This is a genomic window from Patescibacteria group bacterium, assembly GCA_018817085.1.
Classification (GTDB): domain Bacteria; phylum Patescibacteriota; class WWE3; order CG2-30-40-12; family CG2-30-40-12; genus CG2-30-40-12.
In genome coordinates this window covers 1-11,261 of the sequence record JAHIUT010000067.1, presented here as the reverse complement: position 1 = coordinate 11,261, position 11,261 = coordinate 1, and the positions used below count along the sequence as shown (strand labels likewise).

Annotated in this window: 17 protein-coding genes and 3 tRNA genes; 13 read left to right on the top strand and 7 right to left on the bottom strand. The window is 39.2% G+C overall.

Annotation, left to right across the window (positions count from 1 at the left end; genetic code table 11):
* From KJ678_04480 to KJ678_04450, 7 genes are all read left to right on the top strand, one after another.
* A partial coding sequence (locus tag KJ678_04480; protein MBU1017384.1) for a hypothetical protein occupies nt 1–741 on the top strand: 741 nt, incomplete at its 5' end.
* Nucleotides 742–786: 45 nt separating this feature from the next.
* Nucleotides 787–1,152 (top strand): four helix bundle protein, encoded by a 366-nt coding sequence (locus KJ678_04475; GenBank protein ID MBU1017383.1) that lies wholly within the window; start codon nt 787–789, stop codon nt 1,150–1,152.
* Between the two features lie 97 nt (nt 1,153–1,249).
* Nucleotides 1,250–1,738, top strand: coding sequence for a cupredoxin domain-containing protein (locus KJ678_04470; protein ID MBU1017382.1), 489 nt, complete (start codon nt 1,250–1,252; stop codon nt 1,736–1,738).
* A gap of 195 nt (nt 1,739–1,933) precedes the next feature.
* Nucleotides 1,934–2,575, top strand: coding sequence for a hypothetical protein (locus tag KJ678_04465; protein ID MBU1017381.1), 642 nt, complete (start codon nt 1,934–1,936; stop codon nt 2,573–2,575).
* Nucleotides 2,560–2,832: a hypothetical protein gene (locus tag KJ678_04460; protein ID MBU1017380.1), complete on the top strand. Its 273-nt coding sequence runs from the start codon at nt 2,560–2,562 to the stop codon at nt 2,830–2,832. The genes KJ678_04465 and KJ678_04460 overlap by 16 nt, the downstream gene beginning before the upstream one ends.
* An 11-nt stretch (nt 2,833–2,843) precedes the next feature.
* The gene (locus KJ678_04455) at nt 2,844–3,395 is read left to right on the top strand and encodes a hypothetical protein (GenBank protein ID MBU1017379.1); all 552 of its coding nucleotides are present in this window, start codon (nt 2,844–2,846) and stop codon (nt 3,393–3,395) included.
* Nucleotides 3,392–4,117, top strand: a complete 726-nt coding sequence (locus KJ678_04450; GenBank protein ID MBU1017378.1) for a nucleotidyl transferase AbiEii/AbiGii toxin family protein — start codon at nt 3,392–3,394, stop codon at nt 4,115–4,117. Before KJ678_04455 ends, KJ678_04450 begins: the two co-directional genes overlap by 4 nt.
* Nucleotides 4,118–4,378: 261 nt before the next feature.
* On the opposite strand, the gene rplK is transcribed toward KJ678_04450, so the two are convergent.
* The 3 genes from rplK to secE all read right to left on the bottom strand — a co-directional run bounded on the left by rplK (nt 4,379) and on the right by secE (nt 5,854).
* Nucleotides 4,379–4,810: a 50S ribosomal protein L11 gene (rplK, locus tag KJ678_04445; protein MBU1017377.1), complete on the bottom strand. Its 432-nt coding sequence runs from the start codon at nt 4,808–4,810 to the stop codon at nt 4,379–4,381.
* A 211-nt stretch (nt 4,811–5,021) separates the two neighbouring features.
* Entirely contained in the window at nt 5,022–5,603 is a 582-nt protein-coding gene (nusG, locus tag KJ678_04440) for a transcription termination/antitermination protein NusG (GenBank protein MBU1017376.1), read from the bottom strand.
* Between the two features lie 74 nt (nt 5,604–5,677).
* The gene (gene secE, locus KJ678_04435) at nt 5,678–5,854 is read right to left on the bottom strand and encodes a preprotein translocase subunit SecE (protein MBU1017375.1); all 177 of its coding nucleotides are present in this window, start codon (nt 5,852–5,854) and stop codon (nt 5,678–5,680) included.
* A gap of 24 nt (nt 5,855–5,878) precedes the next feature.
* On the opposite strand from secE, the gene KJ678_04430 reads away from it, so the two are divergent.
* Nucleotides 5,879–6,469 (top strand): site-2 protease family protein, encoded by a 591-nt coding sequence (locus KJ678_04430; protein MBU1017374.1) that lies wholly within the window; start codon nt 5,879–5,881, stop codon nt 6,467–6,469.
* A gap of 124 nt (nt 6,470–6,593) precedes the next feature.
* Here the strand turns inward: KJ678_04430 and KJ678_04425 are convergent, their stop codons facing one another.
* The gene (locus KJ678_04425) at nt 6,594–7,622 is read right to left on the bottom strand and encodes a hypothetical protein (protein MBU1017373.1); all 1,029 of its coding nucleotides are present in this window, start codon (nt 7,620–7,622) and stop codon (nt 6,594–6,596) included.
* Nucleotides 7,623–7,778: 156 nt separating this feature from the next.
* Here KJ678_04425 and KJ678_04420 point away from each other — a divergent pair.
* The 5 genes from KJ678_04420 to rpmB all read left to right on the top strand — a co-directional run bounded on the left by KJ678_04420 (nt 7,779) and on the right by rpmB (nt 9,018).
* Nucleotides 7,779–7,849, top strand: a tRNA-Thr gene (locus KJ678_04420).
* A 161-nt stretch (nt 7,850–8,010) separates the two neighbouring features.
* Nucleotides 8,011–8,084 (top strand) — tRNA-Trp (locus tag KJ678_04415).
* A 5-nt stretch (nt 8,085–8,089) separates the two neighbouring features.
* Nucleotides 8,090–8,161 (top strand) — tRNA-Thr (locus tag KJ678_04410).
* A gap of 97 nt (nt 8,162–8,258) precedes the next feature.
* Nucleotides 8,259–8,429: a 50S ribosomal protein L33 gene (rpmG, locus tag KJ678_04405; protein MBU1017372.1), complete on the top strand. Its 171-nt coding sequence runs from the start codon at nt 8,259–8,261 to the stop codon at nt 8,427–8,429.
* 412 nt (nt 8,430–8,841) lie between these two features.
* Nucleotides 8,842–9,018 carry a 50S ribosomal protein L28 gene (gene rpmB, locus KJ678_04400; protein MBU1017371.1) on the top strand — a complete coding sequence of 59 codons (177 nt, stop codon included), beginning with the start codon at nt 8,842–8,844 and terminating at the stop codon, nt 9,016–9,018.
* On the opposite strand, the gene KJ678_04395 is transcribed toward rpmB, so the two are convergent.
* From KJ678_04395 to KJ678_04385, 3 genes are all read right to left on the bottom strand, one after another.
* Nucleotides 9,015–9,488 carry a hypothetical protein gene (locus KJ678_04395; GenBank protein MBU1017370.1) on the bottom strand — a complete coding sequence of 158 codons (474 nt, stop codon included), beginning with the start codon at nt 9,486–9,488 and terminating at the stop codon, nt 9,015–9,017. The two genes, rpmB and KJ678_04395, sit on opposite strands and share 4 nt — an antisense overlap.
* Nucleotides 9,489–9,652: 164 nt before the next feature.
* A complete protein-coding gene (locus KJ678_04390; GenBank protein MBU1017369.1) occupies nt 9,653–11,041 on the bottom strand; it encodes a hypothetical protein in 1,389 nt (462 codons plus the stop codon).
* Nucleotides 11,016–11,261: hypothetical protein (locus tag KJ678_04385; protein ID MBU1017368.1), on the bottom strand; the 246-nt coding region annotated here is incomplete at its 5' end. The genes KJ678_04385 and KJ678_04390, both read right to left, overlap by 26 nt.

Sequence of the window (11,261 nt, the reverse complement as noted above, 5' to 3'; positions counted from 1 at the left end):
GACGGCAAAACAGCAACTTACAATTGGGCGCTTGCAAAACCGGAAACTCCCGCGTGGTTTCAAACATACAACGGCGATGTCCATACCAACTCCTATCTTTATAACGCCATTCCGTCCGGAAACTTTTTAATAGAAACTCTTGGCGGCGTATGCTCCGCAAAGTCAAGCATTGATTTAGGTTCTGGGAGTGTTGGTTCTTCCAATGATTGGAAAGTGGAAAGTTATAACCATACAATTTCTCTTCCGTCCTTAATCTTCAGCGGCAGTTACGATGCGTTGTCCCGATGGAATGATTTGGAAGCTGGCAAGGTTTATGAGTTGTCCGATAACGAGATAACCAGCACGGTAAATTACAAAGTTTCAGGAACGGGTTTTGCGGTTATTTACCGCGATGGGGATTTAGCAATAGGCAATGACATCAAGTCTGATGATGTAGACAGCACAGGGCTGGTTATTTATGTAAAAGGAGATGTTACGGTGGACAAAAATGCGGAACAAATAGATGCCATAATTTTCGCAACCGGAGAAATAACAATAGAAAGCAAAGGCGATAAAAAAGATAAGGCTTTAATCGTCAATGGCGGGTTGTACGGAAACAAAGTTTCTCTAACGAGGAATATGTACAAGTCAAACGACAATGTTCTGCCTTCTGAAACGGTAAACTTTACGCCTCTTTATTTGGTGGGAACTATTCCGCAAGAATTTCAGCAAGTGAAGATTTATTGGAAAGAGGAGGAATAAGTAATCCGCCAGCTGGCGGATCAAATGTCAAAGCTTAAATGACAAATGACAAATCAAACTCAAAATTCAAATGATAAAAAATATAATTTAGAAGAAAGAACTGCAAAGTTTGGTGAAAATGTAATAAAATTTTGTAAGAGTTTGTTTCGTGATGAGATTACCCGTCCTTTAATTAATCAACTAATAAGGAGTGGGACTAGCGTAGGCGCGAATTATATGGAAGCTAATGGCGCAGATTCAAAGAGGGATTTTAAGAGTAAGATAGGTATATGTAAGAAAGAGGCGAAAGAGACAAAACATTGGTTAAGAATGATGAAACTAATCGCCCCGGAAAAAATTGTAGAAATAGAGGGTTTGTGGCAAGAGGCGCACGAATTGTCCCTTATATTTGGGGCGATAAATAAGAAATAGTTTTAAATTTTGAATTTTTCCCGCCTTGGGCGGGTTGAATTGAATTTTGTCATTTGTCATTTGAATTTTAAATTGAATCTGAAGGGTGGTGATTTTTATGAATTTTGACCTAAAAAGCAAACCAATCTTAATATCTTTCGTTCTCGGCGCCCTTATCTTGGTGGCGGGAATTTCTTTAGTCGCGCTCAAAATCGGCGCTAAACCAGCTAAAGTTGAGGAACAAACAACAGCTCCTGCGGTAAAAACCGAAGAGGGCAACCCAAGAGTTATAGTAACCGAACCCGAGAAGTACGCGCAACAGATGGAAGAAGCGGCAAAAAATGCGGCGCCCACTACACCCGTGGTGATAACAATAAGCGACGCTAATTTTGTGCCGGCGGAAATTACGGTTACAGCTCCTTTTATAGTAACTTTCAAAAATGCAGGTGTTACAGCGCACAGTGTTAAAGGAACAAGCGGAAAATGGGGTAGCTTAAAGGATCTTGAACCGGGAGAATCGTACAGTCAGCAATTTGATGTAGCGGGAATTTACGAGTACTCCGACCCTCTCAATCCTGATATGAAAGGAAAAGTGGTGGTGGAATAGGCGGTATTTCGTCATTGCGAGAAGAGAGCGTAGCGAACGACGAAGCAATCCCAGATTGCTTCGCTACGCTCGCAATGACAACTGTTTTGTCATTCCGGACTAGATCCTGAATCCCTCCGGGGGCGGGCAGGCAAGTTCAGGATGACGAAAGGGATTGACAAACTCATTTCTAAAAGTGTACTATTATAGTACATTATGAGGAACGATGTTGACAAGCCAAAAATTAAGAATATACTGTCCAAAGTGGAAAATCTCCCATTTTTTTCTTTAGATGATTTATTGTCCGTTGAAGCTAACAAGGCATATCTTAAAACACTCCTTTCTCGATATGCGCGTTTGGGAAAGGTTACTCGGCTTAAAAAGGGAGTTTATACTATGAAAACGGGGTTTTCTAGCGACTATACGGAATTTGTGGCTTGTACTTTGTACTTGCCTTCATACTTGAGTTTGGAATATTCTCTTTACTATTACAATATCTTGACTGAAATTCCTGTGAATTTTACCCTAATTACCAAAAAAAAGACGGCGAGTTTTTCTAATAAAATTGGCAGGTTTTTTTATCACAAAATAAAAACGGAGCTTTTCTGCGGTTTTAATGTGGAGAGGTCGGAGGGTTTTTATATTTTTAAGGCGACCAAAGCTAAAGCGTTGTTTGATTTTTTATACCTTAGAAAAAATATGTTGGCGGACGAAAAATCGGTGCTTGAATTAAGGTTGAATTTATCTAATATTAATAAAAGGGATATGTTGGAGCTTGAAAAGTATGTGAGTATTGAAGGTTCTAAAAAAATGAAGTTGTTATTTGCATATCTAAATACCTTATGGAAGCAATTTTAGCTGTAATGGAAAAGTTAATAAGTGAAAGCGCGTCCCAAAACAGGGTTTTCAAACGGAATATACTAAAAGATTATTTGCAGATTTTGGCTTACGATATAACTTGTTTTGTAAAGAAAAAGTTTGGGATTGATATAAAAACTTCGGTCCAAAAATTTAGAATATATCTAAAGTTTCCTATCTTAGTAAAGCTTGGTCTTGCCGGAACTTACGAGTATTCCGACCCAAAACCCATTGACAAATCGCCCCAAACTATTTAATATGTACATATATGTACATAAAAAGGGACACCTCTAAACAAAAGGTATTATTGGAGCAAGAGCGCAGGGTTTTCAGAACTTCTGACCTTGCTTTGTTATGGGAGGTTGATAATAGGAATACTCTTTTAACAACAATAAAGAGGTATACGCAAAGAGAGATACTATATAGTTTACAAAAGGGTTTGTATTCCACTGTTCCTGTGAATAAACTTCATATTTATGAGGTAGGTTGCGCTATTTGCGGTTCGTGGTCTTATGTAAGTTCCGAAACAGTTTTGCAAAAGGAGGGAGTGATCTTTCAAAATCTAGAAAAAATTACGCTTTTAGGCAAAAAGAGTTTGGAGTTTGAGGTAGGGGGGACAAAATATTTGTGTAGGTATCTTGGGTCTAATTTTTTAGCTAACCGCGAGGGAGTATTAGATGATGTTAAGTATTCTATCGCAACTGTAGATAGAGCCATTGCGGATACTTTACATATAAATCCCAAGTACTATTTTGATAATGAGCTAGCCGTAGAAAAAAGTAATTGGGAGTTAATAGCAAAGAAGGTGGGGTATTTATGATAACGCCAAAGCCAAAAGATGCGAAGCATAAGAATCAGATGTACAGGTTGCTAACCCAAATTTTGAGTAGCGGTTATTTAGCAGGGAAACTACAATTTAAAGGAGGGACTTATGCCTCTCTGCGCGGGGTTCTTGATAGGTTTTCTATAGATTTAGATTTTGACCTGCCAAATAAAGAGCATAAGCAAAATGTAAGACAGCATTGTTATGATATCATTAAAAAGCTTGGTTTAACTATTAAAGACGAGAGTAAGGAGCATCTTCAATTTTTTCTAAAATATCCAGCGAGACAATCTGAAAGGAATACTTTGAAGTTGGAAATAAACGATGATGTTAGTCCATATAATATGTATGAAAAGGTTTATTTGCCGGAACTAGGTTTGTATTGTAGCGGACATACCTTGGACACGATGTTTGCGAATAAACTAGTTGCCGCGAAAGGTAGGTTTAACAAAACGGGAAAGATTGCCGGGAGGGATTTTTACGATATTCATAAATTTTTTATAGAGGGAATCTCTGTGAATAAAAAAGTTGTGGAAGAGAGGACATCGCGTAGTTACCACAAATATTTGGGGGATTTAATTGAATTTGTTAATGCGGAATTGAATGAAAAGGTTTTGTATCAAGATTTAAACCCGCTGATGGAAAAGGATAGTTTGGATAGAGTGGCAAAGATTCTAAAACCCGAGTTGATAAGGTTTTTGAAAGAAGCGACGCAATGACGAGGGTCCGTTCAGGATAACACAGAGTGCAGTTTGCCCATAGTGGATTTGAGGTAAATGGATTTAATGGTTTGCCCTTCAAGGGCTTTTAAAATAGTTTCGTAGTTCTCGGCAAGAGCTTTTTCATCAAACGAAACTTTTCCTATTACAGTTTTTCTTATCGGGTTCTAGGTTAATAATAACCTCAACGGACTCGTCAAAGCGAGCTTTAGCAGAATCCTTTTTTAATCCAAAATTTTGTCATTTGAATTTTGTCCCTTATCATTTTCCCACCTCAATTCCCATCCCTCTAGCTGTTCCTTCAATTATTTTTACCGCTTGTTCCAAACTTCTTGCGCTTAAATCCTTCATTTTTAATTGCGCAATCTCTTCAATATCCGCCTTTTTCAAGGTTCCTATTTTTTCTTTATTAGGCGCGGCGGAACCTTTTTGCAGACCTAATTTCTTTAATAAAAGGTTAGCCGCCGGCGGGGTTTTGGTTACAAAAGTAAATGTTCTATCCTTGTAGATAGTGATAACGGCGGGGATTATATACTCTCCCATATCTTTGGTTTTAGCGTTAAACTGGGTACAGAAATCCATAATGGCAACGCCGTGCTGGCCTAGCGCGGGACCTACGGGAGGGGCGGGGTTGGCTTTGCCCGCAGGGATATTTAGTTTTACGATTGCCTTTACTTTTTTTGTTTTCGCCATCTGTTTTTCTTTGGGGTCCGTACCCCTATGAATTTTGAACCGATCTCTCCGCTACCCCTTTCGTCATTGCGAGGAGCTTTGCGACGAAGCAATCCCAATGAGATTGCCACGCCCTTCGGGCTCGCAATGACGGGGAAAATATCCTTCGACTCTGGTTCGATACTTCGACTATGCTCAGTACTCACCATTCGCTCAGGATCTCGCCTTTATTTCATAAAGGCGAGACTTGCTCAAAATCCACCCAAACCGGTGTTTCGCGTCCAAAAATTGAAACTAAAACCTGCACTTTTCCTTGTCCTTTATTTACTTCGGAAACGGTGCCTATAAAATCCTGAAAAGGTCCGCCAATCATTTTAATACCGTCGCCAACATTAAATTTGGCTTCGTATTTTGGTGTTTCAAGAGCCATAAATTTAATAACCGATTCTACCTCTTTTTCGGATACGGCGGAAGGTTTTGTTCCTATGCCCACAAACCCGGTAATGCCGTCGGTGGAACGCACCGTCAGCCAGTTCTCGTCGGTCATATTCATTTTTATTAAAACATAACCGGGAAAAATTCTTTCCTGCACATTCCTTTTTTTGCCGGCGGAGATTACGATTTTTTCCTGTGTTGGGATTAAAATATCAGATATCTCCTTTTGCAGATTCAAACTTTCAACCCGTTGTTTTAAGGTGTTGGCCACTTTATACTCGTATCCGGATTGGGTATGCACCACATACCAATGGGAGTCTTTATGCGGCTTTTCGCTCAAAGTTATTCGGTTGGGGAGTTTGCGCGCTTTTTTTTCCATATTTTTTAAATCTCAACTAAGGAGTCACCTTGTTCCAAGGAGACTCCTTTGAAAAAGGTGTCTCCTTTGTTAAATTACCTTACTACTAACCCTACCACTTTGCTAAGCAGATAGTCCAATCCCGTTAAATATATCCCCACTATAACACTAACCACAATAACCAATATGGTGTATTTTTTGGTTTGCGCGCGCGTGGGCCACGAAACCTTGCGTAATTCTACTTTAACTTCCCTAAAATAGTCAAGTACCATAGATTTTGGTATTATATACTAACAATGTTCACTTTAGAAGGACTAAGTTTAAGATTAATACTTTTGCCGTTTTTGGCGGTTGTTATCACTATCCACGAGTTTTCTCATAGCTTTGCCGCCTATAAACTTGGGGATTCTACCGCCAAAATGAGCGGCCGTTTAACCCTAAACCCTTTGGCGCATTTGGATAAATTTGGAACTTTGGCCCTTTTATTTTTCGGCATAGGGTGGGGGAAACCTGTTCCTTTTAATATCTATAACCTTAAAAACCCTAAACGAGACCAAGCTTTAATCGCTTTTGCGGGGCCGTTTTCAAACTTGCTTATGGCGCTTGCCCTTTCTTTTGTGTACAAAATTTCCCCAGGGGGAGTTATGTCCTCTGCGGTTTTTATGTTGGTTCAGTTAAATCTTATTTTAGCTTTTTTTAACCTTTTGCCGATTGAACCGCTTGACGGGTTCAAGGTAGTTTTAGGTTTTTTGCCCAACCGTTTGGCGGGGGACTGGCTTGAAACGCAGAAGTATGGGCTTTATATTTTGATTTTTCTTATTGTTACGGGGGTGGTGGAGAAGGTAGTGTTTGCGCCAGTAAATTTAATTTTGAGGTGGATTTTATAAAACCGTCATTCCGTGCGGAGACACGGAATCCAGATATTGTTTCCTAGATTCCAGCCTGCGCTGGAATGACAGGACAAACATCAGTCAATTTTTAATTTTGTCATTTAATCCGCCAGCTGGCGGATTACTTTGAATACGCTTGCATTGTATTTAGCATTACTCGTTTCAGCACTTCTAAAAAGTCTATGCCATAAAGTTCCATAATTTCCGCTATCGCCGTTCCGGTTTCTTTGGGTCCAAAAGCGGGGTTGCTGTTTACATCTATAAAAAAATATCTGCCCGATAAATCAAGTCTTACATCAAACTTTGCGTAGTCTGCCATTTTGGTTATATCAAAGGTTTTTTTAACATAATCTTTGAGCAGAGGGTCATCGTATTTTTGGTAAGAAAAATTGTCTTTTTTACCTTCTCCCCATTGCGATTCAAAAGTTACAAATGAGTACTTTTCGTCCCCTTCAAACACCTTTTCGGCAAGGTACACTTTTTTGTTGCCCCCTTCAAGAAGAATTGCGGTAATTTCCCGACCCGCTATAAATTCTTCCACTAAAACTGGTTGTTGGTAAGTTTCTATTAAAAATTTTAATCTGTTCCTTAAATGCTTTTCGGTTTCGGAAACGCAGTCTTTAGTAATTTCCACACCGCCGTGAATTTCGTTTAATTTGGATATTAACGGAAACCGCAAAGTAGGGTCCAGTAGGTCATTGTGAGTGGTAAAAAGTTGGTAATAGGGGACTGGCACGCCAATTTGCTGAATAAGTTTTTTGACTAAAAATTTGTTGTAGGAGAGGGATTCGCCCAAGATACCTGCGCCAGTGTAAGGAATGTCTATGGCTTCAAGCATAGCGGGGATAGCGGAGGCAAGATACTCACTGCCTTTAACTGAACCGACCAAGTTGATAACCATTTGGGGTTTATCTTTAAAGATTTTTTCGGGTAAGCGCGCGTTGCCTTCGTAAAAAAGCGGGGTTACTCCTAATTTTTCCAAATAGGAGCCGAAAAGTTTGGCGTCTTTGATAGCGTCTTTTTCGGTAATGTACTGGGCGTCGGTTGGGAAATATTCTCGTTTTACTTCGCTATGGACAACACCCACTTTTTTAGGCAAGGTATATCCATTTCCGTTAGTTAAGATTGAGGTTTTTTCTATATTTTCCATTGTGTTTCTAAATTACTAGCTTTTGCGAGGGTATGTCAATAACTTGTTGCCTAAAGGGCGGGGGATGAGGTAGAATTAGATTTGCCGACTTAGCTCAGTGGTAGAGCAAGTGTTTTGTGTGGAAACAAGTTTCCACCTTCGCAAGCGAAGTAAACAGCCTCTTTAGCTTAATGGTAAAGCAATGGTTTTGTAAACCATCGATGGTAGTTCGATTCTACCAAGAGGCTCTGGATTTATTAAAGGAGTTTCCTTGGAACAAGGAGACTCCTTAGTTAGATTCAAAATCCATAAGGATACGGGTGTAGTTTAGTGGCAGAACAGCGGTCTCCAAAACCGCTAGCGGGAGCCCCCGGCTCTACGAGCCGTAGGCTCGGGGAGTTCGTAAAATAGGTCTGTAGTGAAATGGCATCACAATGGTCTCCAAAACCATTATTCCGGGTTCAAATCCTGGCAGACCTGCCAAAATTGCCGAAGTGGCTCAATGGCAGAGTACTTTCTTGGTAAGAAAGAGGTTATGGGTTCGATTCCCATCTTCGGCTCGGAGATTTGAATTTGAATAAGGTTTCTCCTTTGAAGAAGGAGAAACCTTTGTTAAATCTTGAATTTTGAATTTAAAAATGTTACCATTTTCAAATTATGGCAAGAACATCGCGAATTTTATTAAAATTGGTTTGCGAGAAATGCAAAAGCGCAAACTACATAACGGAGAAAAACAAAGTTAACACTACGGAGAAGCTGGCTATTAAAAAGCATTGCCGAAATTGTAGAAAAACCACTACCCACAAGGAATCTACGAGACTGAAGTAAATTCAAACCGTCATTCCAGCGAAAGCTGGAATCCAGAAAAGAATGGCTGGATCCTGAATCAAGTTCAGGATGACAAAAAAAGGATAAACCTTAGTTGAAAATCGTATAATACCTCCCAAGGCGACGGCAGACCAGGCTGACTCACATACTGTGAGGTGGGTTTTCTCATTGCCGACCTTAATAAAAGTTGCGCAAAATTTGAAATCCCTAATCGCGTTGATGAATCGCTCTTTACGGCCATTTATACGTTCGCCCTAGGCAGTGGTCTTTTGACCATACTTTTATTCTACCCGTTGACTTTTTTAATGTCAATGGGATATACTCTCACTTAAATCCACTCTGTCATTCCAGCGAAAGCTGGAATCTAGGGAAGGAATATTTGGATTCCAGCTTTTGCTGGAATGACACCACTATGAGAAAATGTCAATTTTGCGGGAAAAGTTCCCAAAAAGGGAACCAAATAAGCCATTCGGCCGTTAAAACTATTAAGCGGACATATCCCAATTTGCGGGTAAAATGTTTGGAAATTAATGGTAAAAAGGTAAAAGTTAAAATCTGCGCGAAATGCCTGAAAAAAATTAGTAATTAGGTCAATTCTCTCTGTCTTTCTTTCGCAAACTTTGCCCAGCTTCTTTGCAATCGCATTATTTTTCCTCTTGTTCTTAAATAGTTTTTGATATTTTCCTCAAAAAAGTCTGCGTCTTTTTTGCTTTGCATTAAATCGCGATATTGTTCCAAATAAACAACGGCCATATTGCAGTTATACATTGCTTCTTCTAGTTTTTCCAAAGCTTTTTTAGAGTAAGAAAACCGTATTGAGTGCGCGCGGGCAACCTGTTTTGGAAGGGAAAGGACAGTTTCAAGAAGTGGTGTTGTTATCAACTCGTCTGACTTTTCCGAAAAAGGACTCTCCCGCCCTTGGGCGGGTGAGTCCTTCGTTAAATTATGCGCTTCATCTTCCTTTATTGCCTTGGCAATTTTTACACTGCCTGAAAGCAGGTTTTGATAGACTTCCAGGTCTTGAAAACTTTTTACCGGTCGTTTTGGTGTGTAGTACATAGCTTAATCTCAAAACTCAAATCTCAAAACTCAAATCCACATGTCAAAGGTTAAAACTAAAACATAAAAAAATTGCCTTTTAGATTTAAGATTTTAGTTGTGACTTCGCGAAGCGAACTTACTTCGTAACATTTGACATTTGAGTTTTTACATTTGACATTATTTTACTTTACCTTACCAAACTCTTTATTAACTTTATAAGTTCCTTCCATAGTTTCAACCTTTTTTCTCCTCCTCGCTTTTCTTGGTTTGTGCAAAACATGCAGAGGATAAAATTCAAAATAGTTTTCTTCGTCAAACCAAGCGCATTTAAACTCAAAAAGCCGTAGTCCTGTAAGGCGGGAGAGACCCATTGCGTATAGAGTTAGCTGGTCAATAGGTTGTTCTTTGGCGGCGTTTGGTTTGTAATCTAAAATATGTATTTGCCCGTTTCTTATTTGCAATATGTCAATATGCCCCGTTATCAAACGGGGCAGGCCGCCCGCTGCCGAAATTTCCTTGCCTTCTGGCGCCGTCCCGTCCGATTTTGTGTACAACTCAAACCCAAGCTGTGTTTTTAAATGTTCCAAATCCTCGCGGGTTAAATAAACCGGCACTTCGGTTGCCACTGTAACGGAATCATTATATAAAAAGAAATCTTGCACATCATTATGTCTTTGTTTGCGGTCTTTGGAACCTTGTAGTACAAAAGAGCACATTTTGGTGGCGTAATTTTGTTTTGACCTTACAATCATATGTTTTTTAGAGAAAGTAAGAGGGGATTCAGACGCTCTTAAGAATTCTTTGTTTGCAAAGTATTGGTGTGGACATTCGGTGGGAACAAACTCCAAAAACTCTTGTAAGGGTTTGAATCTACGATGAATGTACTCTTCCTGTATCATTAAATGACATTTAGCGCGATGAAAGCGGTAGCGATAAAGCTGTTGGTGCGCTAAAGTTGCGGTAACTACGGTATCTTTTGGAAGCATAAGTTTTTTGGCGAATTCTCGCATTCTTGCGTATTTTGTGTATTCCAAAAACTCATCTAACCAACTGGATAAAGTTGATGGTTGCAAAGAATAGAATTTTTCCGTATTCGGTTTTGAGATTTGAGCTGTGGATTTGAGATTTGAGATTTGAGATTTGACATTTATTGCCCTACAAGTTTCCTCCAAACTGTACCCCAAATTATAAAGACTTAAAGCTCTAAAGATAGTTTTTAGCGGGTAATGTTTTCCCGAAAGGGTAGGTTGCGGGGTAAAAGTTTTTCCGCAGTCGCGACATAAATAAAGTTGCACTTTTTCGTATTTTTTTATTCTTGTTCCTCTCCTAACATATTTTTGTGAGTTGCAGTATGGGCAAGATAGCGAGTCCACGATAGGTTTGTTCGCGGTTGGTTTTGATAAAGGAGTTTCCTTGGAACAAGGAGACTCCTTAGTTAAATCCGAAGCTAATTCTAACAAAGGACTCACCCGCCCAGGGGCGGGAGAGTCCTTAATAATGACCCCTAACTTATTAAATAAACTTTTAAGTTTTTGTAGTAAATTTTTAATTTTGTAGTTGTTCAATCTCATCTCTAAGCAAACTCAAAACCTCGCTTTTTAAAGATTTTCTTATGGAGGAAAACTTTGCAAGAGGCATTAACATATTTAAATCCTCATCAATCACCAAAGAAGTAACCTTTGATTCAACGAATTCTTTAAGTTTTTTTAAATAATCCAAAGTGTTCAAAGAAGTCCTTTGCTCAATCACTTTTTTGTTGTAGGGATATCCGTTGACAAAAAAATAATATAT